The 21,586-nt window shown below is 47.4% G+C and carries 20 protein-coding genes; all 20 read right to left on the bottom strand.

Annotation, left to right across the window (positions count from 1 at the left end; genetic code table 11):
- Positions 1-7: 7 nt before the first annotated feature.
- Positions 8-277, bottom strand: coding sequence for a YggT family protein (locus MHH93_RS11505; protein ID WP_301290087.1), 270 nt, complete (start codon positions 275-277; stop codon positions 8-10).
- 7 nt (positions 278-284) lie between these two features.
- A complete protein-coding gene (locus MHH93_RS11500; RefSeq protein ID WP_215077507.1) occupies positions 285-752 on the bottom strand; it encodes a cell division protein SepF in 468 nt (155 codons plus the stop codon).
- The gene (locus tag MHH93_RS11495; RefSeq protein WP_500054161.1) at positions 743-1,444 is read right to left on the bottom strand and encodes a YggS family pyridoxal phosphate-dependent enzyme; all 702 of its coding nucleotides are present in this window, start codon (positions 1,442-1,444) and stop codon (positions 743-745) included. Before MHH93_RS11495 ends, MHH93_RS11500 begins: the two co-directional genes overlap by 10 nt.
- A gap of 5 nt (positions 1,445-1,449) precedes the next feature.
- Entirely contained in the window at positions 1,450-2,349 is a 900-nt protein-coding gene (gene pgeF / locus MHH93_RS11490; RefSeq protein WP_500054160.1) for a peptidoglycan editing factor PgeF, read from the bottom strand.
- Between the two features lie 51 nt (positions 2,350-2,400).
- On the bottom strand, positions 2,401-2,793 hold the full coding sequence (locus MHH93_RS11485) for a YlmC/YmxH family sporulation protein (RefSeq protein ID WP_500054159.1): 393 nt from the start codon (positions 2,791-2,793) through the stop codon (positions 2,401-2,403).
- A 174-nt stretch (positions 2,794-2,967) separates the two neighbouring features.
- Positions 2,968-3,750 (bottom strand): RNA polymerase sporulation sigma factor SigG, encoded by a 783-nt coding sequence (gene sigG / locus MHH93_RS11480; protein WP_017687309.1) that lies wholly within the window; start codon positions 3,748-3,750, stop codon positions 2,968-2,970.
- Positions 3,751-3,861: 111 nt separating this feature from the next.
- Entirely contained in the window at positions 3,862-4,584 is a 723-nt protein-coding gene (sigE, locus tag MHH93_RS11475; RefSeq protein WP_017687308.1) for an RNA polymerase sporulation sigma factor SigE, read from the bottom strand.
- Between the two features lie 11 nt (positions 4,585-4,595).
- Complete coding sequence (spoIIGA, locus tag MHH93_RS11470) at positions 4,596-5,576, bottom strand: sigma-E processing peptidase SpoIIGA (RefSeq protein WP_500054158.1); 981 nt, start codon at positions 5,574-5,576, stop codon at positions 4,596-4,598.
- Between the two features lie 261 nt (positions 5,577-5,837).
- Complete coding sequence (ftsZ, locus tag MHH93_RS11465; RefSeq protein WP_500054157.1) at positions 5,838-6,950, bottom strand: cell division protein FtsZ; 1,113 nt, start codon at positions 6,948-6,950, stop codon at positions 5,838-5,840.
- A gap of 151 nt (positions 6,951-7,101) precedes the next feature.
- On the bottom strand, positions 7,102-8,379 hold the full coding sequence (gene ftsA / locus MHH93_RS11460) for a cell division protein FtsA (protein ID WP_500054156.1): 1,278 nt from the start codon (positions 8,377-8,379) through the stop codon (positions 7,102-7,104).
- 293 nt (positions 8,380-8,672) lie between these two features.
- Positions 8,673-9,440, bottom strand: coding sequence for a cell division protein FtsQ/DivIB (locus MHH93_RS11455; RefSeq protein WP_500054155.1), 768 nt, complete (start codon positions 9,438-9,440; stop codon positions 8,673-8,675).
- A 58-nt stretch (positions 9,441-9,498) separates the two neighbouring features.
- Positions 9,499-10,782 carry a UDP-N-acetylglucosamine 1-carboxyvinyltransferase gene (murA, locus tag MHH93_RS11450; protein WP_500054154.1) on the bottom strand — a complete coding sequence of 428 codons (1,284 nt, stop codon included), beginning with the start codon at positions 10,780-10,782 and terminating at the stop codon, positions 9,499-9,501.
- 17 nt (positions 10,783-10,799) lie between these two features.
- Complete coding sequence (murB, locus tag MHH93_RS11445) at positions 10,800-11,705, bottom strand: UDP-N-acetylmuramate dehydrogenase (RefSeq protein WP_500054153.1); 906 nt, start codon at positions 11,703-11,705, stop codon at positions 10,800-10,802.
- Positions 11,706-11,855: 150 nt separating this feature from the next.
- Positions 11,856-12,965 carry an undecaprenyldiphospho-muramoylpentapeptide beta-N-acetylglucosaminyltransferase gene (murG, locus tag MHH93_RS11440; protein WP_500054152.1) on the bottom strand — a complete coding sequence of 370 codons (1,110 nt, stop codon included), beginning with the start codon at positions 12,963-12,965 and terminating at the stop codon, positions 11,856-11,858.
- 7 nt (positions 12,966-12,972) lie between these two features.
- Positions 12,973-14,070 carry a stage V sporulation protein E gene (gene spoVE, locus MHH93_RS11435; protein ID WP_278298912.1) on the bottom strand — a complete coding sequence of 366 codons (1,098 nt, stop codon included), beginning with the start codon at positions 14,068-14,070 and terminating at the stop codon, positions 12,973-12,975.
- A gap of 48 nt (positions 14,071-14,118) precedes the next feature.
- On the bottom strand, positions 14,119-15,540 hold the full coding sequence (gene murD, locus MHH93_RS11430) for a UDP-N-acetylmuramoyl-L-alanine--D-glutamate ligase (RefSeq protein WP_500054151.1): 1,422 nt from the start codon (positions 15,538-15,540) through the stop codon (positions 14,119-14,121).
- A 3-nt stretch (positions 15,541-15,543) separates the two neighbouring features.
- Entirely contained in the window at positions 15,544-16,512 is a 969-nt protein-coding gene (gene mraY, locus MHH93_RS11425; protein ID WP_278298911.1) for a phospho-N-acetylmuramoyl-pentapeptide-transferase, read from the bottom strand.
- A gap of 12 nt (positions 16,513-16,524) precedes the next feature.
- On the bottom strand, positions 16,525-17,937 hold the full coding sequence (locus tag MHH93_RS11420; RefSeq protein ID WP_500054385.1) for a UDP-N-acetylmuramoyl-tripeptide--D-alanyl-D-alanine ligase: 1,413 nt from the start codon (positions 17,935-17,937) through the stop codon (positions 16,525-16,527).
- Positions 17,937-19,424 (bottom strand): UDP-N-acetylmuramoyl-L-alanyl-D-glutamate--2,6-diaminopimelate ligase, encoded by a 1,488-nt coding sequence (locus tag MHH93_RS11415; protein ID WP_500054150.1) that lies wholly within the window; start codon positions 19,422-19,424, stop codon positions 17,937-17,939. Before MHH93_RS11415 ends, MHH93_RS11420 begins: the two co-directional genes overlap by 1 nt.
- Positions 19,425-19,564: 140 nt before the next feature.
- Entirely contained in the window at positions 19,565-21,517 is a 1,953-nt protein-coding gene (locus tag MHH93_RS11410) for a stage V sporulation protein D (protein WP_253439329.1), read from the bottom strand.
- Between the last annotated feature and the right edge of the window lie 69 nt (positions 21,518-21,586).

The raw sequence follows: 21,586 nt of genomic DNA, 5'->3' as shown, positions 1-21,586 counted from the left end.
CCTTACCCTAATATACAAAATACCGAAGTATGGAGATCAGTCCGTTAAGCGCGAGTTGCAGAACGATCAGCGCCACAATCGGGGAAATATCCAGCACACCGAACAAAGGTGGGATAAATCGACGGAATGGTCTTAGATATGGTTCCACAAACTTACCTAGCCATTCACCAATGAAGCTTTCCCGCGCATTGGGAAGCCAAGACATCAATATGTAGACAATGACCATGTAAAAGTAAATCTGGTATAACGTGTACAACACGCTTTCAATCTGATACAAAAGTGGCTCACCTCATTCTGTTATAATCTTGCTCGCTGTCAGCCAGTATTTCCGTAATTGATCCCTGAATTTCAACCGTATCTGGCGTGCAGAGAAAAATGTTTCCGCCGATTTTGGAAATACCGCCACCCAATGCATATACTGTGCCACTCAAAAAATCAATAACGCGCAACGCTTGGTCTTGACGTATCCGTTGCAGGTTTACCACTACAGTACGATGGGAACGCAGATGGTCGGCAATTTCCTGAGCCTCGTCATAAGAACGCGGTTCATACAGGACAACTTTAACATTTTTCTGGGAATGAATGCTCACCACATTATTCCCCCTTTGGTTTCTACGTTTATCGAGACTTGAGGTTTCAGCTTCCTGCTGTTCAGATTCATTTTCCTCCTGCGCAGCCATCCGCTCACGTTCCACAATCTCTTCCTCTTCCTGAAGTCCGAGGAAATTCATAAATTTATTCATTACGCCCATCGTGAACCCTCCTCTTTTCCTACGAGAATCGATCCCAGCCGTACCCAGGTTGCCCCTTCTTCAATGGCCACTTCAAAATCATTGGACATCCCCATCGACAGCTCCGTTAGCGGTTCTGCTGTAAGGGCTTGTCCATTTAATTGATCTCTCAGCTCACGCAATCCACGGAATACGGGACGCGTCAACTCGGGATTTTCCTCATGAGGTGCCATGGTCATCAAGCCAACAACCTTGAGATTGTTGAATGAACGAATATCACGCAAAAAAGAACTTGCCTGTTCAGGCTGTAAGCCATACTTGCTCTCTTCACCCGAAATATTCACCTGCAAAAACGTTTCCACTTGAATGCCAAGTGAAGCTGCTTTCTTATCCAACTCCTTCGCCAATGACAAACGATCCAGTGAATGTATGTAACGAAACTTGCCGATCACGTCTTTCACCTTGTTTGTCTGCAAATGACCGATAAAATGCCAGGTACCCTGTTGACCAAAAGCTTCCCATTTGGCCTGTGCATCCTGCCACCGATTTTCTCCAATATGCTCAAGACCATGATCGAGCACCGATCCCGTTGTTTCAAGTGAGACATATTTCGTGACCGCAATCACATTCACATCATCACGATGACGGTTACTGCGCCGACATGCATCCTCAATCTTCTGATTTACCTGTTGTATACGCTCCTCCAATGACACAGAGGTCACCTCTCTTCCAGCCCAATCCAGCTTGCCATCCGCCCTGTAACACCATTTTCCTTCCGATAGGAGAAAAATAGTTCGGGATGACAACTTGTACACCATGTTGTACATTCGATATGATCCGGCAATATTCCTGCTTTCATCATAATGTGTCGATTACATTCTTTCAAGTTTAACATCGTTTTACCGTTATTCACGGATCGATATGCCTGTTTAGGAACAGAATCCTTGTATTCATCATTAACCGGGGAATCATCAAACCAAACCCGTACATGCTGCATGACCGCCTCATCCACTTCATAACAGCAATCCCCAATCGACGGACCGATTGCAGCTCGAATGTCCTGCCTACGGCTACCGTACTCCCGTTCCATCGTCTCCACCATGGATACAGCGATACCCGCGACTGTACCTTTCCAACCGGCATGTGCGAGACCAACAGCCTGTTGCACAGGGTCATAGAAATACAGCGGGACACAGTCTGCATAGAAAGAAGTCAACAGCACACCCGGCACATTCGTGACCAATCCATCCGTATCCTGCAACGCCGACTGACGATCAAGTAATCCTCTGCTCCGATCTTCAGCGGTAATTACTGCTACATGTTTGCCATGCACCTGTTCTCCACAGGTCCAGGCTTCCGCTGCAAAGCCAATCTTCCCGGTAACAAGCCTGCGGTTGTTAAGCACTACTTCATGATCATCCCCAACATGATAGGCACAATTGAGCGTAGCATACGGAACTTTTCCGACTCCACCATGCCTCGTCGTAAATCCGGCTGACAACTGTTTGAATTGCTGTGTCCATGGCTCAACATATAATAATAACGGATCAGGACCAAAATCTGAATTTGGGTTCTTTGTCCGTTCAAGTAATTCCTTATCCACTACAAAGGGTTCCATTCTCTCACCTCACCACTTCCAGTGTACCAAATGAGCCACATTCTGTCTCCTTTATATCGTTCGACGCTGATTGCGGTCTGATCGTTCGATCCGTTCCACACGCTCTGTGCGGTTATGCTCCTGTTCATCATACAGGCGCGCTTCGCGATCACGCTCGTCATATGTGTTTTCCTTTACCTCATCCATTTTCACCAGAATCACATCTGAACCAATCTTCACAATGTTTCTCCAGGGAATCACCAGATCCGTTCCCCCTCCAAAGAGACCCATAAAACGGCTGTACCCCGGCACAACAATCGCTTCAATTCGTCCTTGCTTCAGATCCAGCTCCAAATCACTGATCTGACCGAGACGTTTTCCATCTGTGATATTAATGACATCCTTAGTCTGAAAGTCCGAGATTTTCATCCCACGTGCCGCCACTTCGCTCGTATTTACTTTCATACAATCCCGCCCCCTGTTATTCCTCTTCAGCCCGTTCTCCACGCTTCTATACAATATATGTTTCAGGGGCGAAAAATGTCCTGTTTTTCATCGAATGTGGGAACGACTCCATACAAAAAGACGACCAACGGTATACACTGCCCCGATTGATCGTCCTCCTGCCCTTGCATCGTCTTACGACTTCACATGTTTTTGCATCTGTTGTATCGCTGATTTCTCCAGACGTGATACCTGAGCCTGGGAAATGCCAATTTCATCTGCTACTTCCATCTGGGTTTTCCCTTCGAAAAACCGCATCGACAAAATCATTTTTTCCCGCTGGCCAAGACGATGCATCGCTTCGCGCAGCGCAATCTCCTCAATCCACGAGACATCTTTGTTTCTGTCATCGCTGATCTGATCCATAACATAGATTGGATCTCCACCATCATGATAAATCGGTTCGAAGAGCGAGACAGGGTCCTGAATGGCGTCCAATGCAAAAACAACATCTTCCTTCGGCACATTCAGTACTTCCGCAATTTCGAATATCGTCGGTTCCCGGGAATTTTTATTCGTCAGGCTGTCACGTACCTGAAGCGCTTTGTAAGCAATATCCCTCAAGGAGCGAGATACCCGAATCGGGTTATTATCACGCAGGTATCGACGGATTTCACCGATAATCATCGGCACCGCGTAAGTTGAAAATTTGACATTCTGGGATAAATCAAAATTATCAATGGCTTTCATCAGGCCGATGCAACCAACCTGGAACAGATCATCGACAAACTCCCCCCGATTGTTAAAACGCTGAATGACACTGAGTACCAGACGCAGGTTGCCATTCACTAATTTCTCTCTTGCTGAGCGATCATGGTGTTGCTGAAGGGAATGAAACAATTCCCGCATTTCAGTGTTGGTGAGGACAGGCAATTTTGCGGTGTCCACGCCACAAATCTCGACTTTGTTTCGGGTCATCGTGATTTACCTCCCAAGGAGAAACATTAATGTACATTATCTCCGGGGCAGGCTTTTTTATTCGTACTTGGCACCCTTGCCAGTAATACCCATTCTGAGCAATGATGGTTTTCAGACCATTTTATTGAACTCCTTGCGAAGTCTTTTAATGATTCTTTTTTCGAGACGAGAGATGTAGGATTGGGAGATTCCAAGTAGATCCGCTACATCTTTTTGTGTCTTTTCTTCCCCATCCGTCAAGCCAAAACGAAGCTCCATAATCATTCGCTCGCGCTCCGTTAATTTTTCCAGTGCCTTGTGCAAAAGTTTTCGGTCTACCTGCTCTTCAATATTCCGATAGATTGTATCGTTTTCTGTACCCAATACATCCGATAATAATAGTTCATTTCCATCCCAATCGATGTTCAGCGGTTCATCAAAAGAAACTTCAGTTCGGATCTTACTATTACGTCTCAGGTACATCAAAATTTCATTTTCGATACAACGTGAAGCATAGGTTGCCAGTTTGATTTTCTTTTCCGGGTCGAATGTATTAACTGCTTTAATCAGCCCGATGGCTCCGATGGACACCAAATCCTCGATATTGATTCCTGTGTTCTCGAATTTTCGTGCAATGTACACCACCAGACGCAGATTGCGCTCAATGAGCATCGCACGAATGGCCGAGTCTCCCGAAGATAATTTTTGCAGTAAAAATTCTTCTTCTTCCCTTGTCAAAGGCGGCGGAAGTGCCTCACTTCCCCCAATGTAATAGATCTCTTCACTTTTGAGTCCCAACAAAAATAACAGACGGTAATATTGCAGCTGCGCCACCAGTTTCCATTTCACAAGCATGTACGTTCCTCCTATACCACATTCAGCGGCTTTTCTGATGCTCCCGCAGAGAGAGCCGTAGACTGCGCAGAAGCAGCGTCTTGCACAAGTTCAGGATGAATCACGGCCTGGTATTTCCCATCCGACGACAAAACACCTCCATCCAGCCCAATGAGTACCCTTGTCGTCTCATAACATGTTTCCCCCATCGTCACCTTCACCCGGTCCGGCTTCATTGCCAGCATAAACGCAGTCCCTTTGTTAATGCCCCGATAAGGCACCAGCCGCAGTCGACCCTGCCACTGAAAACTTTCCTGATCAAGCTCCAGAATAAGGTTGTCCGGCGCCTCGTCCTTGAGTCTACCCTTCCATGAAGCAGGTAACATGTCTTGCCATAACGAAGCCTCCATCACCATGACCGGCATGCGCGATAAGGGATCTGTAAGTTGATTGCCCGTATCCAGAAGGCCTGTACAAGAAATGACTACCTCATCGATGCAGACCTCAACTTTACCCAAATAAGTCGTCATGCGATCCGTTTTCTGTTTTGAGCTCTGCACAGCTTTGAATAAAAACAGAACAGCAAAAAATACGATAAACGTGAACCAGAAGGCAATCTTCAGATCAAATGACATCCCACCAGAAGCCGTGAACCAAATGCCGTTAAACAACTCACCGGAGCTCTGAAGCATGTAATGCACACCCAGAATACCTCCGGCAGCGACAAAATTAATCACATAGAAGGTACCGAGCGTTCTCGCAAAAGCCTGCAGACCTTTAAAACCAAAAGCAATCGTAAGCATGACCAGCGAGAACCCGAACTTGATCAAAAAGGTAAACATAAAATCAAACTCCGGTACAAACATCATGACCACGTATAATGCGCCCACAATGGCTGATAGCAACCATCTCCACCAAACCAGTTTTGTTTTGCGCATCCAGGCGGTTAGTCCAATAAGAGCACCGTCAATACACAGGTTTGTCAGAAAAATAAGATCCACATACACAACCACACTCTTCACCTGCCTGCGCGCAACATATCGAATTAACGGTATACCGGTATTCCGATATTCTTGAGCATATTCACAAGTATACGGAGCCCGTTGTTCAAAGTCTGTCTAATCATGGGGGCGTGGTTTCAACTTTTTTTGTCGGAATAGCGTAGGCTCGTTGTTCAGAATTTGTTCAATACTGTATGTTATGATATTAAAAAAACAGAAAAAACCCGGTCACTCCATAAGGAGTACCGGGTTTTGATTGAATCAATATGAGTATTAATCGTTGTTATTATTGCGTGAACGATTGCGTAAAAATGTCGGAATGTCCAGCTGATCATTGCTCGGCTGATTTCCAAACGGACGCAGATTCGGCGAACGCGTATCCGTTGTCTCTGTTGCTGGCGTTGGTTTATGACCAGGAGGCGGCGATGCAGGCTTATCTTCAAATCCCGTTGCAATCACCGTAACTTTGATCTCTTCTTTCAGGTTTTCGTCAATAATCGCTCCAAAGATCATGTTCACTTCCGGATCTGAAGCCGCTGTGACAATCTCTGCCGCTTCATTGACTTCATACAGAGACAGATTGGTTCCACCCGTAATGTTCATAATCACACCACGTGCACCTTCGATCGAAGTTTCAAGCAATGGGCTCATGATAGCTTTGCGTGCAGCTTCAGCGGCACGAGTTTCCCCAGTTGCTTCACCGATTCCCATCAGGGCAGATCCGCGTTCTGTCATAATCGTTTTGACGTCTGCGAAGTCAAGGTTAATTAGACCTGGAACAGCAATCAGGTCAGAAATACCCTGAACGGCTTGACGGAGAACGTTATCTACTTGACGGAACGCTTCAAGCATCGGTGTCTTTTTGTCAACAATTTCAAGCAAACGATCGTTTGGAATCACAATCAATGTATCTACTTTTTCCTTGAGTGCTTCAATGCCCTGTACGGCATGTCTGGAACGTTTCGGTCCTTCAAACGTGAACGGTCGGGTCACTACACCTACTGTAAGAGCTCCACATTCTTTGGCGATCTCAGCAATAACGGGAGCTGCCCCTGTTCCTGTCCCTCCGCCCATTCCGGCAGTTACAAAAACCATGTCGGCACCCTTCAAGGTGTTCATCATCAGATCACGAGATTCTTCGGCGGCTTTCTTACCCACTTCAGGGTTGGCACCAGCACCAAGACCTCTTGTCAACTTATCGCCAATCTGTAATTTATGTTCGGATTTCGCCAAGTGCAATGCCTGCGCATCCGTATTCGCGGTAATGAATTCTACACCTTGCACTCCATTTTCAATCATTCGATTAACAGCATTGCTTCCACCGCCGCCCACACCAATGACTTTTATTTGAGCAAAGCTCTCCATCTCGAAATCAAATTCCAACATATTATTCCATCTCCCCCTCATTGTGCATGGATGGCCCGTCCAATTGGTATTGAACCGAATCAATTTCATATATCGACGAACGAAAGCGTTTATGTTAGTTTACCAGCGCATTCAAACGGCTTCAAGGATTGTATGAAATGGATTCAACCTGTTATATAAATTCGCTGAACATATTTTTCAGCCGTTCGAACAGACCTGGTTTTTGCTCCGATTCCTGAGCCGTATTCGGCTTCGGACGGTTGGTCGGTTTTTTGTTGTTATTATTGTTGTTTCCACCGCCGCTATTAACTGAGGGACGAATACGCAAACTGCGGATTACACTGTGCAAAATGCCGACTCCACTCGTGAAACCAGGATCACGCACACCGATATAATCCGGCACTGCAACTCGTACCGAAGCAGCAAGTTCATGCTGGGCGACCTGCAGGACACCCGGCATAGATACCGTACCTCCCGTTAGTATATAACCTCCAGGAAGATCATTGTAACCAAGACGCTTCACTTCTTGAGATATCATCTGGAATATTTCCTGAACCCTTGGTTCGATAATAGCCGCCAGATCCTCTTGAGAGAATTCCTTGTCTACGTTGCTGCCGATCCGTGTTACCTTAAACATCACATCTGCAGCAGCATCATCCAACCAGGCGCAGCCATACTTCAGTTTCACCTTCTCCGCCTGATCCGTTAACGTGCGTAAGCCATAGGCGATATCATTCGTGACGAATTCCCCGCCAATCGGCAATGTTGATGTTGCAACAAGACTGTCTTCTTCAAAAATGGCGATGGTTGTTGCACCTGCTCCAATATCAACAAGTACTGAACCCATCGTTTTTTCATCTTTGGACAAAGCCAGTTGACCCGCTCCAAGCGACATGAGAACCAGATCGCTTACTTTCAGACCCGCTTTTTCCACGCAGCGCAAAAGATTATGTATCGCAGTTTTTGCACCCGTAATGATGGTCGCCTCCACTTCAAGGCGAACACCAATCATACCACGGGGGTCCTGAATGCCCTCCAAGCCATCTACAACATATTGCTTGGCCACAACATCAATAATTTCCCGTTCCGGCGGAACCGCAATAACTTCGGCTGCTTTCAACACCCGTTCCATGTCTTCTTCTCCGATTTCACGATCCTCGTTAGACACAGCCACGACGCCGTGACTGCTCATCAGTCCGATATGATTCCCCGAGATTCCAACATACACTTCGGATATTTGAATACCTACCATACGTTCTGCATGATCCACTGCGTTGCGAATCGACTGCACCGTCTGATCGATATCTACGATTACACCTTTGCGAATTCCCTCCGAGTCGGCAGATCCAACTCCTATAATATTAAAGGTTCCATTATTCATTTCCCCAATAATAGCGCGAATTTTGGATGTACCGATGTCCAAACTAACAATGATGTCATTGTTGCTCAAGTCTGTGGCACCTCCTGACTCCAATAGTAAAGTACGTTCGAATTTAAACACTCTTAAAACATATTCAACACACTTCAGGCTTTCCCTCTTTTTTCTACAATGTTTTTGGGTGTCAAAATCTGGTTGCGAGACATAAAACCTTGAAGAAAAAAGAAGGAGGCAACTCATGTGCCATAAGTTCAAGTGTATCATTTTTTCTTCATCTCAGAAAGAACAAGTTTCATTGCTCTGACGGGGCCAAACCCCGACCCGCCTAGGCTTTCATATTCAGGTCAGCCTCATCACGGCAAAGGTCAGGGGCTTGCTCCCGGCTCAGCATCATCTTCCGGGTCATCCGGGATGAAAGGGACATAGGTATCTGCCTCAAGCATGGTGATTTTCCCAGGCCGTTCGGTCTCAATGACCTGATTCAGATATTCCACTTTATCCGATAAAAGAGAGACGGTTGTAATCACTTCAAACTGTGATTTGGTATACATCCGTATCTGATCCGGAAATGAAGGCGTTGGATTCGGGATAATTTCCGAAATATCCGTCGTCAATTCATTCGGGATTTTAGCCAGTGCCTGACTCAGTTTGGCTTTGAGTGGATCATCAGCCTTCCATTGAGTCAATATGGGCTTCTCCACAGCAACACCAATTGTTGCCGGAACCGTCAAGCTTGTCCCACTGGCCAATATTGCTTTTAGGGTACCGTCAGAACCAAGCTCATAGGCAACCGTGGCATATTCTTGAACCTTGATATGGATAATACCCGGAAATTGTTTGTCCACGGTAACCGTGGAAATCGCCTTGTTGGCCTTGAGACGCTCAATAACCTCGGCAGTACTTGTCCCAAAAAATTGATCGCCTTCTCTCAGACCGCTTTTTTCCAGCAGTTCTGGAGTTGCTGTATATACATTACCCGTGATTTCAATGGCCGAAATCCGACTCATGGAAGAACGAAAGAATAATACAGCGAGCAATACAATAAATAGTAATAAGAGAATAATTACAATTTTGCGGCTTGTGTTTCCTTTTGGCCGATTCTTCTTCAGAACCGGAATTTGACTTTTAGGCATAAGTAGCGCTCCACAAAGCCTCAGGTCCCCTCCCTTCAAGAAGGGGACTCCAAGGACGTTAATTGGCAAAATCCAACTGTTTCGAAACGGGCGACTGTCGCTCAACCGATGCTCCAAGACTTTGGAATAACTTCTCGATCTGATCGTAGCCCCGGTCAATATGATGCACTTGCTCCACAACCGTTTTGCCTTGAGCAGCCAGACCAGCAATAACCAGAGCTGCACCTGCACGAAGATCGGTTGCTTCTACTGTAGCCCCGTACAGACGGGGAACACCACGGATAAATGCTGCGTTCAGATCGACTGAAATATCAGCCCCCATCACATTCAATTCATCCACATGTTTGAACCTGCCCTCGAATACCGTTTCCTTCATCACACTGAATCCGTCTGCCAGACTGAGCAGCACCATGATTTGCGATTGCAAATCTGTCGGAAACGAAGGATACGGAGAAGTCACAATACGATCTACTGATTTGGGACGGCTCATACAGCTCACCGTCATTATATCATTGCAGACTGTGATTTGAACACCAGTGCGCTTCAATACATGTATAAGTGAAGTAAGATGAGCAGGATTGCAGTGTGTAAGCGTAACATTGCCTCGTGTTGCTGCTGCTGCAATCATCACCGTTCCGGCAACGATTCGATCCGGAATAATCTCATAGGAACAAGGCTTCAGTTTCTCAACGCCATTGATCGTAATCGTATCCGTTCCTGCGCCAATAATACTTGCACCCATGGCATTCAGAAAGTTTTGCAGGTCCTGTATTTCAGGTTCTCTTGCCGCATTGCAAATGGTTGTCGTCCCTTTAGCCAGAACGGCTGCCATCATGATATTCTCGGTCGCTCCCACACTCGGGAAATCCAAAAGAATATCTGTACCCACCAGATTCCGTCCATGACAGATAATCTGTTGGTCTTGCTCTTCAATCAAAGCTCCGAGCGCTTCCAGGCCCCGGAGGTGAAGATCAATTTTGCGTTCTCCAATGGCACAGCCTCCTGGCTGATACACTGACACTTGCCCAAACTTAGCCAGCAATGGTCCCATTAAAAAAATGGAAGAGCGCATCTGCTTCATTAGATCTTCTGGCACATCATATGACCGGATAGACGAGGTATTAATCGTCACTGTTCCCTGTTCATGCCGACACGTGCATCCAAGCCGTTCCAGGATATACAGCATCACTTCAATGTCCAGCAAGTGTGGAACGTTATGCAGGGTAACTTCTCCATCTGCCAACAAACTTGCGGCCATGATCGGTAAAGCGGCATTTTTTGCTCCATGGATGCGTATGGATCCTGAGAGGGGTTTCCCGCCTTCAATCACCAATTTGTCCAATGTATCACCTCCGGGGTTTACCGCTCACCCACTACGAAGACTTCCGGTACCAGGTTAATACCGTTTTGAGATGATATAGTGCTCTGAATCTGCTGCATTAGGGTGATAACGTCCTCTGCTGTTGCTTGGCCTGTATTGACAATGAAATTGGCATGCATGGTGGATACCTGTGCGCCTCCCTGAGTCATCCCTTTCAGCCCTGCTGCTTCAATCAGACGGGCAGCATGATCACCCGGTGGATTTCGGAATACACTTCCTGCACATGCCATCTGCAGTGGCTGTGTGCGACGCCGGCGATCTTTGTAAGCCGCCATGGTTTCCGAAATGACTTTGCGTTCCCCACGCTGGAGTTCAAATGTAGCTTCCAGCACGGTGCCTCTCCGATCATGCAGAACAGAGTGGCGGTAGGCAAAATCCATGTCCTCCTTGCTGTAACGTACCAATTCCCCTGTCTCCAGTACAATCTCAGCGAATTTGAATATCCGTGACACATCCGATCCATGAGCACCTGCATTCATATATACGGCTCCACCGACAGTGCCGGGGATACCGCTGCCGAACTCCAGACCGGTCCATTCCTTTTTGGCAGCAACCACACTGAGTTTAACAAAAGAATGCGCTGCTCCGGCGGTTACACCACCTTCGTGAAATTCGGCATAATCAAAGCCATCGCCTGGTTTCACCACAACACCACGTATTCCTTTGTCTGACACCAGCATGTTTGAGCCCCGTCCAAGTTGCATCCACGGAATCTGAATCTTGTGAAGCAATTGAATGAGATTCATCATCTGCTCTTTATTCTCGGGAATGACCAGTGCATCCGCAGGACCGCCGATCTTCCATGTGGTGTATTTGGCTAGCGATTCGTTTTCAAGAACTCTGCCAACATTATACTGGGATAGTAAGGATATCCACTGGTTCATGTTTGCTTCCTCCTTTGCTTCACAACCGATGAGCACGGTATGTTCTGTTGCTACAGTCCGTGCTCTGGGCGCCATGGAACGATGGTCACGATTTATACGGTATCTTATGTCAGCCCCGTCTTGTGTGTGACAATCGCCCACAAACGCACGTTATCCGCGTGCAGCAAGACGCTGAATTTCATGAACAAGCACTTCAGCTGCATCGGGTTTCCCCAATGTACGGGAGGCTTCAGCCATGCGTTTACGTCCCAATTCATCATTCATAATCTTGGCGATGGCTTCATACAGGAGTTTGCCTGTAAGATCCTTCTCCAGCATCATAAGTGATGCGCCTCCACCTTCAAGCGTACGCGCATTGGCTTCTTGATGATTGTTAGTCACGTTAGGTGACGGAATCAGGATTGAAGGAATACCCAGTGATGTAATCTCTGCAAGGAATGATGCACCTGCGCGGTTTACAATCAAGGATGTGCAGGCCAGCACTTCAGGCATATTATGAACGTAAGGCAGGACATGCAGGTGATTTGGCATTGTTCCTAATGAGCTGCGAATGGCTTCACGCGTCTCATCAAAATAGGTATCCCCTGTCACGTAAACCACATGTACATCGTCCAATTGTTCCAGCATTGGAGCCATGTCCACCATGGCCTGATTAATTGCTTTTGCCCCGCGACTGCCACCAACCACAAGAACAACACGGCTGTTCATTGGTACACCTAACGTGGCAAAACCACGATCACGGCTAGCCTGAGCTACCGTAGTCGCCCTCGGATTACCTGTATAGATCACCTTTTTTGCGCCGGAAAACGATTTTTCAGAACCTTCAAAGCTAACAGCAACCGTATCCACATACCGCATCAAAAATTTGTTGGTCAGACCAGGAATAGCGTTCTGTTCATGAATTATACTCGGAATACCCAATTTTGTTGCTGCATATACCACAGGTCCACACACATATCCACCGGTACCTATCACAACATCCGGTTTGAATTCCTTCAGCATTTTTTTGGACTTGCGTACACCTTGAATGAAACGCATGACCGTTTTCAGGTTGTCGATGGACAATTTCCGCCGAAAACCGGTAATATCAATAGATTTAAAAGGAATATTTTCCTGGGGAACCAGTTTACTTTCCAGTCCTCTGGTTCCTCCAATGTATAGAAATGTCGAGTCCGGGTTCTCCGCCTCGCATTGTCTTGCTATGGCAACGGCCGGATAGATATGTCCACCCGTACCGCCACCGCTTAGAACGACTCGCATCGCATAGTCACCTCGCATAACGGGATAAATTCACTAAAATGCCCAGTGCTGTGAGCATGAGGGTCAATGATGATCCGCCGTAGCTGATCAGAGGCAATGTAATGCCCGTAACAGGCATCATGCCAATGACAACACCAATGTTAATAATGACTTGTACGGCGACCATACCTACGATACCAACACCAAGCAGACTGCCGAAGGCATCCGGAACGGTCATGGCTACACGCATTCCTCTCCACACCAGCACCAGAAACAACAATAATACAATCATTCCACCTATAAAGCCGAGTTCTTCGGCCAAAATACTAAAAATAAAGTCCGTTTGCGGTTCAGGTACATAACTGTACTTCTGCCGGCTCATACCCAATCCCAATCCCGCCAGTCCACCAGGACCAATGGCGTATAATGATTGAATGATCTGATATCCGGCACCCAGCGGATCGGACCACGGGTCCAAAAACGCTGTGATACGCTGCAACCGATAAGGAGCTGCCGCGATCAAAGCTGCAAACCCCGCTACGCCGCCAAGAGCGAGCAAGCTCAGATGTTTCATTCGCGCTCCGGCTGTGAAAATAATAAGCATCGATGCACCCATCATTACGGTGCCTGTCCCCAAATCGGGTTGCAGCATAATAATACCAAAAGCCAAACCGATCAATCCCAGCGGTGGCAGAAGCCCCGTTGTAAAGGTTTTGATTTTACCCGGTTCCTTGCTCAGCCAGTGAGCGAGAAACAGAATCATGCCCAGCTTCATGAATTCTGAGGGCTGAATACCGAACGAACCAATGCCCAGCCAACTTCGTGCACCACCGCGAACCACACCGATGCCAGGAATGAGCACCGCAATGAGCATAATAAAGCAGGCAATCAATATAGGTTTGGCATACTTCCTCCACACCCGGTAATCTACGTTAGCGGTGACGAACATGGCTACAAGCCCAAGCACCGCAAACAGAGCCTGTCTTTTTACAAAATAAAATGAATCGCCATAGTCATGAAAGGCAAGCACCGAGCCCGCACTATATACCATTACGATGCCGATGGCAAGCAATGCCAAAATACTAATCAGCAACCAAATATCTGGTGCCGGTCGCGTCTGTTTCATCAGGAGGCCACCCCTTGCATGGAAGTAGGGGCTTTTCCACCCCCCTACTTACAAGTTATGCGCCGCCTCTTTAAAAATGCGTCCCCGCTCTTCATAGGAAGCAAACATGTCCCAACTTGCACATGCCGGTGATAACAAAACGACATCACCAGCGCTGGCAAGCTTCGATGCTTCCTGCACAGCAAGGGTTAACGTCTGGGCAGCGTCCTCCTCATTATCGACGACCTTAATTTGCTTTAATCCGGCAAGTTCCGCGACTTTGGCAATTTTCATCCGTGTTTCTCCGAGCGCAACGACAGCTTTTACCCGTTCCTGGAACAAGGGTAAAAGCTCCATCATGTCTGACCCGCGATCCAACCCTCCGGCAATTAATACAACCGGCTCCTTGAACGAGTTCAGAGCCATGACTGTAGCCTTTGAATTGGTCGCTTTGGAGTTGTTGTAGTACGCAGCACCATTATGATCCAGAACATACTCAAGTCGGTGTTCAACCGCCTTGAAGTCTGCAAGCGGCGCAGCCAGTACCGCTGGATCAGCTCCTGCAGCTACGGCAATAGCTACAGCAGCCATTGCATTTTCCACATTAAATCGTCCAGCGATGCCAATGTCCTCAATATCGATGATCATGTGCTGATCTCCGTTTTCATCCGCGTAGATAATCTGGCGCTTCACATCATCCTCTTCTCCATCCACATAAGGAGGATCTGCATATACACCTGTATCCAATTTTTCGATCATCGAGAACGGTAGCAATCTGCCTTTAATATAAGGAACCAGTTCGCGACATACCGCATCATCCCAATTCAGAATGGCTACATCATCCGGTTGCTGATTGGCGAAGAGCTTGGCTTTGGAGGCTACATAATCATCCATTCCACCGTGATAGTCCAGATGTGTCTCTGTTACGTTAAGCAAGCACGCAATACGTGGACGGAACTCAACCGTTCCTTTGAGCTGGAAACTGCTAAGTTCGACAACCATCCAGTGATCTGGAGAAGCTTGCTCTGCCGCTTCAGAGAGAGGTATGCCAATATTACCGGCAACAATTGGCTTGAGACCGGCATGTTCCAGCATTTTTCCCACCCAAGTGGTCGTTGTGGTCTTGCCGTTGGAGCCCGTAATTCCGATCATGGGTGCAGCACATAGATGATAAGCAACCTCTACTTCGGTCACCACTTCAATGCCCAATGCCAAAGCTTGCTGCACAGGAGCTGCACGGTATGGGATACCTGGGTTTTTGACGACCAGCTTCACATCACTGTGAATGAGATCATCCGGATGGCCTCCGCATACAACAGAAATTCCCAAAGCCTCCAATTCGGAAGCTTCGGGACATTGATCTCTCTCTTGTTTATCATTTACTGTAACCTTCGCTCCGGCGCGATCCAGCACTTTGGCGACCTGTACGCCGCTTTTGGCCAATCCGAGTACGACGACTTGTTGTCCGCGATATGATTCAGGATGGTTCATGATCTACAACCCCTTGTTGAGATAAAGTCCAAGAGCGGCCAAAATTGCGCCTACCGCCCAGAAGGTAATAACAACCCGCCATTCCGACCAACCGCTTAATTCAAAGTGATGGTGAATAGGGCTCATTTTGAATACACGCTTGCCACGAGTCTTGAATGATACCACTTGAATAATAACAGACAGGATCTCAATAACAAAAATACCGCCAATGATGACAAATAAAAGCTCTGTTTTGGTTACTATCGCTACCGCACCTATTGCACCGCCAATGCCCAGAGAACCCGTATCGCCCATAAACACTTTGGCCGGATGTGCATTGTATACCAGAAAACCGAGCACGGCTCCGATCATCGCTGCTGCACACACTGCCGCTGGCATTGACGTAGCTTGCATCGCCACAATGGCAAACGCGCCAAAGGCAATCGCACTTACCCCGGACAGCAAACCATCCAGACCGTCCGTAAAGTTAACTGCATTGGTAATGGCAAGCATCATGAATACGACAAACGGATAATAGAACCATCCGGTCCAGTCGAACGAGACTGATGTACCCGGAATAGAGATGGCTGTGCTGTGTCCATTTTGGATCAGCAAGAAACACATCACTGCACTGAAGAACAATTGGCCCAGCATTTTTTGTCTGGCCGTCAGTCCCAGCGAACGTTTGAACACAATTTTGATGTAATCATCCAGGAAGCCAATCAGCCCGAATCCCAGCGTAGCCACGAGCAAGACATAAAAGTCTGTATTCTTGACAGCCGAAAATTTCAAAAAGGCCAATGTGAACGCAACTAAAATGACGACTCCACCCATTGTCGGTGTTCCGCTTTTTTTCAAATGGCTCTGAGGCCCATCTTCCCTAACTTGCTGTCCGAATTTCATGCGTCGTAACAGCGGAATCAGGAGCGGTGCGGCAATCACCGCCAGAATAAATGAAACGCCGATTGTTAACAGTAATACCTGAAAATCCATGGGTTCACCCCTCTAGTCTACTCGATTCTGTAATGGTGCTATTTGTAGTGCTTCGACCACGTCCTCCAGCTTCATGCCTCTTGAGGCTTTGAACAAGACAACGTCTCTGGGATGTAGTTTCTCCAGTAGATAACGGGTCATTTCTTCTTTATCTATAAAAGCATGCACAGCCTCTGCCGGCATATGCTTTCTTGCTCCTTCTGCAATATGTGCTGATAGCGGGCCATATACAAGCACCATGTCCATTTTGGCAGATGTAATATACGCTCCAATTCCGTAGTGCAGCTCCTGCTCCTGAGGACCCAGTTCAAGCATGTCACCAAGCACAGCCACTTTCATGCGGTATCCTTTCAGACCCTCCAGTACATCAATTGCCGCCTTCATGGAGGTTGGACTTGCATTGTATGCATCATTCAGCAGCGTTAGACCACTAACACCTTGAGTAACCTCAATACGCATGCCAGTCAGTTTCAAGCGTGACAATCCCGCGGCAATTTGCTCCGTTGTCACTTTGAAGTGACGAGCTACAGCCAAAGCAGCCAGACAGTTAACGACATTATGCGTTCCCAGCAGTGGTAGCGTAAATGCATGTTCTCCAGACTGTTTGGTGGTGAAAACGACTCCGTTCTGGGCATTCATAAGCCCGGTAGGATAGTCATCATTATCGGTTTGCAGACCAAATGTATACCGCTGCAATCCATCGGGTTGTTTCGTTGCGGGCTCTTCAAGGACTTGTGCAATTAAAGGCTCGTCTCCGTTGTAGATCAGTAACCCGCCAGGCTTCAATCCCGCGGCAATCTCGGCTTTGGCTCTGGCAATCTCCAGTCTTGACCCCAACTGAAGCAGATGTGATTCACCAATATTGGTAATGATCGCTACATCAGGCTGAGCAATAAGCGAGAGATCGTTAATTTCCCCGCGACCACTCATACCCATCTCCAAAATGATAATCTCCGTATCCGGGTCCATGCTTAATACAGTCAGTGGTAAACCAATGTGATTATTAAAGTTACCTTGCGTCTTATGCACTTTAAACGTCGTCGAGAGAATGGCATCCACGATGTCCTTTGTTGTTGTCTTGCCGTTGCTGCCTGTAATGCCGACTACAGCCGCTTTATTCTCCGTTAGATAAGCGGATGCGAGTGCTTGCAGTGCGACAAGTGTGTCTTCAACAACAATGACAGCTCCTTGTGGTGGAATACCATGATCCTTTTGCCAAATCGCCCCTGCGGCACCCTTCTCTAGACAGGCTTGCACAAACTCGTGTCCGTCAAACCTTTCACCCACTAGCGGGATAAACAAGCTGCCTTCCAGAGGTTTACGCGAATCGGTAAACACCCCTTCAACCATTACATGGCCATGAGCAGCAACGTCACTTAATGTTCCTCCACACATCTCGGCCAATTGTGCCAATGTTCTTTTTATCAATTGGATTTGCCCCTTATCGCTTCTTTGGCTATGATTCGGTCATCAAAATCGGTTTTGGTTGTGCCGATAATCTGATAGGTCTCGTGACCCTTGCCCGCAATCAATACTACATCGGCTGGGCTTGCCATTTCAATAGCTTCATGAATCGCCTGGCGCCGATCCACAATCATCGTATAACGTTCAGCAGGAACAGATTCTTCAATCAGGCCTTGTTCAATGTCTTTGAGAATCAGATCCGGATCTTCTGTCCGAGGATTATCGGAAGTAACCAGTACAAAATCACTATACTTCGCAGCAATTTTCCCCATGAGAGGGCGTTTGGTACGGTCCCTGTCCCCACCACAGCCAAACACGCAGATTACACGTCCTTCGGCAAATTCTTTCACCGTCCGAAGCACATTCTCCAGTCCATCCGGTGTATGGGCATAATCGACAATAACAGCAAATGGCTGTCCCTCATCCACACCTTCAACACGTCCATCCACGCCCGGAACCGTCTCCAGGCTTCGCTTGATCTCTTCCAGCGGAATACCTTCCACCAGCGCTGCTGAGATTGCTGCCATTGCATTGTACACATTGAATTTGCCTACCATGCGCAAGCGAATATCCGTGCTGCCTGCAAATGTATCCACGTGGAAAGAAGTTCCTTGAGAAGTGATTGAGATCTGGGATGCACGTACATCCGCCTCTTCACCCATGCCATATGTAATCACTTCAGCAGCCGTCACAGAGATGAAATAATCCGCAGCTGGATCATCTGCATTGATAACCGCGAATTTACGCTGTGAAGCATCTTGCGTATAGCCGTTACCCAGCCGTGCAAAGAACAATCCTTTGGCCCCGCGGTATTCCTCCATGGAATGGTGGTAGTCCAGATGATCCTGCGTCAAGTTAGTGAATACCGCAGTACGAAAGTTCGTTCCCTTCACGCGTCCTTGTTCCAATGCGTGAGAAGAAACTTCCATGACACAGCAGTCCGTACCCTTCTGAACCATATCATGCAGACTACGCTGCAGATCAAGCGCTTCTGGTGTCGTTCCTGACATCGGGTAGGTTCGACCGTCATACCGCATTTGAATGGTACCGATCAATCCCGTCTTGCGTCCATAATCGCTCATGATCTTTTCAATCAAATAGGTGGTCGTCGTTTTTCCATTCGTTCCGGTTACACCAATCATCTTCATCTTCTGGCTTGGCGAGTCAAAAAAGAAATCTGCCAGAACAGCCATCGCAAACCGGCTATCCTTCACCAGCAATTGGGGTACAGGCAGATCCAGCAGTCGTTCAACCACCAATGCAACTGCACCTGCATTTACCGCTTTTTCTGCATAATCATGACCATCCACCGTATGTCCCGGAAGACAGATAAACAGATCACCCGGTTTTACCTGCCGGGAATCTGTCTGAAGGTTTTGGCATTCTGTATTTGGTTCGCCCACAAGGCGGGCGGTGGTCAGCATCGATGCAAATTGTTTTAAAAGCACATGAATAACCTCACTTTTCCAATTATACTTCTGTTTTAGCATATGTCTGTATTTATTAATATCGTCAATACAACCAAATAATGAAACGCACTTGGATGAATTTTGTTGCGGTTGAAGCCGAAACGGCTTCAGCGCTCCAGTTATTCATCCTTCGTGTGATCATGTGCATCATTCAGTACATTCCCCATATAAATGCGTATGGTGGATCCCTGATCTACCCTTGCCCCAGGCTTGGGTGCCTGATTAATTACGTATTTACCACTGCCAGACTTGGCCAGCATGAAATTCATGTTCAGGTCTTCGTACAGATCTTCGACCGTAGCTCCTGTCAGGTCTGGAACTGTCACGATTTTGGTCTCACCATATTTGTATTCTTTGGCGACCTGATCCTTCCGAACAGGGACATTCATATAATGCAACGCATCTTCAAGGATGTTCTGCACAATCGGGGCGGCAACCACACCTCCGAACTGAATTCCTTTGGGATTATCCACTGCCGTATAGACCACAATCTGAGGGTCATCTGCCGGTGCAAATCCGATAAAGGATACGATATGCTCGGTTGAGGAATAACGTCCGTTAATAACCTTCTGGGCTGTACCTGTTTTGCCACCAACCCGGTATCCATCAATGAATGCCGGACGCCCGGTACCTTTTGCAACAACACTCTCGAGTGCTTCACGTACTTGCTTGGATGTATTCTCGGAGATCACCTGACGAACCAGTTCCGGCTTGGCTTCTTCCATGACTTCTCCCGTGACCGGATGAACCCACGCTTTCGTAACATACGGCTTGTAAAGTTTACCCCCATTGATGGCCGCTGACACAGCTGCTACTTGTTGAATGGGTGTTACCGATACACCTTGGCCAAAAGCCGTCGTTGCAAGCTCAACAGGTCCCACTCTGGACAATTTGAACAGAATTCCACTGGCTTCTCCGCTAAGGTCGATCCCTGTTTTGGTGCCGAAGCCAAAATCTTTAATATAGGAGAACAGTGATTCTTTTCCCAGCCTCTGCCCCAGAGCTACAAATCCCGGGTTGCATGAGTTCTCCACAACTTGCAAAAAGGTCTGACTTCCGTGACCGCCCTTTTTCCAGCAACGAAGACGGGCTCCACCCACCTCAACATATCCGGGATCAAAGAATTGATCCTGTTGCAGATTGACCTTTTTCTCTTCAAGCGCTGCTGCCAAGGTAATGATCTTGAACGTAGAACCCGGTTCGTACGTCATCCAGATCGGTAAATTCCGATTGTATATCTCCGCGGGATATTGTTGATAATCGGCCGGTTCGTATCCCGGCCTGCTGGACATCCCCAAAATTTCACCCGTTTTGGGATTCATCGCTATAGCCAATGCTGAGTTCGCCTGGAACTTCACCATGGCCTGATCCAGTTCTCTCTCCATGATGGACTGAATGGATTTATCAATGGTCAGCTTGAGGTTAAGGCCGTCCTTCGGTTCCACATACTTCTCGGATGAGCCCGGCATGAGCCTTCCGGCCGCATCGGACAAGTAGGACACACTGCCATTCAGACCATTCAGCTTATCATCATATTTCTTCTCGACACCCGTTAAACCCTGATTATCAATGCCCGTAAAACCAAGAATATGGGCAGCCAAATCATCATAAGGATAAAAACGTTTATTGTCCTCAGCAACAACGATACCCGGAAGCTTCAAATCACGGATGCGCTGAGCTTTATCCATCGTAATTTTGCGGCCGCCGGGTTGTAGTCGTACAATCAGTTCTCGTTTCTTGATGGTTGCCAGCACTTTTTCTTCCGTCATCCCAAGCAATGGGGCCAGTGCTTTAGCTGTCGTTTCAGCTTCTTTGACCTGAGCCGGAATAGCCATAATGGTCGGTGTCGTCACATTATAGGCCAGAGAGGTTCCATTTCGATCCAGGATCTCCCCTCGCTTGGCTGAGTAAGGAATATTACGCCGCCAGGATTCTTCTGCTTTTGCTGACAATTCGGGGCCTTTCCCAAGTTGTACATAAGCAAGCCTGATCATCAAGGCCGAAAATAACAAAACTAAAATCATTAAACTCCATAGCAACCTGCGCCGCAGATTTACGCTTGATCCCTTCACGAAAAGATCCCCCCACTCGTCCCAAAATCATGATCTCGTTCCATTCATGAATATTCAGGACAACCGGGG

The sequence above is a fragment of the Priestia sp. FSL H7-0729 genome (genome assembly GCF_038005685.1).
In the GTDB taxonomy this organism is placed as follows: Bacteria; Bacillota; Bacilli; order Paenibacillales; family Paenibacillaceae; genus Paenibacillus.
This window is presented reverse-complemented; position numbering and strand designations above follow the sequence as displayed.

Coding starts and splice junctions, on each gene's coding strand:
- MHH93_RS11500 (WP_215077507.1), bottom strand. CDS start 752: ATGGGCGTAATGAATAAATTTATGAATTTCCTCGGACTTCAGGAAGAG.
- pgeF (WP_500054160.1), bottom strand. CDS start 2,349: ATGGAACCCTTTGTAGTGGATAAGGAATTACTTGAACGGACAAAGAAC.
- MHH93_RS11485 (WP_500054159.1), bottom strand. CDS start 2,793: ATGAAAGTAAATACGAGCGAAGTGGCGGCACGTGGGATGAAAATCTCG.
- sigG (WP_017687309.1), bottom strand. CDS start 3,750: ATGACCCGAAACAAAGTCGAGATTTGTGGCGTGGACACCGCAAAATTG.
- sigE (WP_017687308.1), bottom strand. CDS start 4,584: ATGCTTGTGAAATGGAAACTGGTGGCGCAGCTGCAATATTACCGTCTG.
- ftsZ (WP_500054157.1), bottom strand. CDS start 6,950: ATGTTGGAATTTGATTTCGAGATGGAGAGCTTTGCTCAAATAAAAGTC.
- MHH93_RS11455 (WP_500054155.1), bottom strand. CDS start 9,440: ATGCCTAAAAGTCAAATTCCGGTTCTGAAGAAGAATCGGCCAAAAGGA.
- murB (WP_500054153.1), bottom strand. CDS start 11,705: ATGAACCAGTGGATATCCTTACTATCCCAGTATAATGTTGGCAGAGTT.
- murG (WP_500054152.1), bottom strand. CDS start 12,965: ATGCGAGTCGTTCTAAGCGGTGGCGGTACGGGTGGACATATCTATCCG.
- spoVE (WP_278298912.1), bottom strand. CDS start 14,070: ATGAAACAGACGCGACCGGCACCAGATATTTGGTTGCTGATTAGTATT.
- murD (WP_500054151.1), bottom strand. CDS start 15,540: ATGAACCATCCTGAATCATATCGCGGACAACAAGTCGTCGTACTCGGA.
- mraY (WP_278298911.1), bottom strand. CDS start 16,512: ATGGATTTTCAGGTATTACTGTTAACAATCGGCGTTTCATTTATTCTG.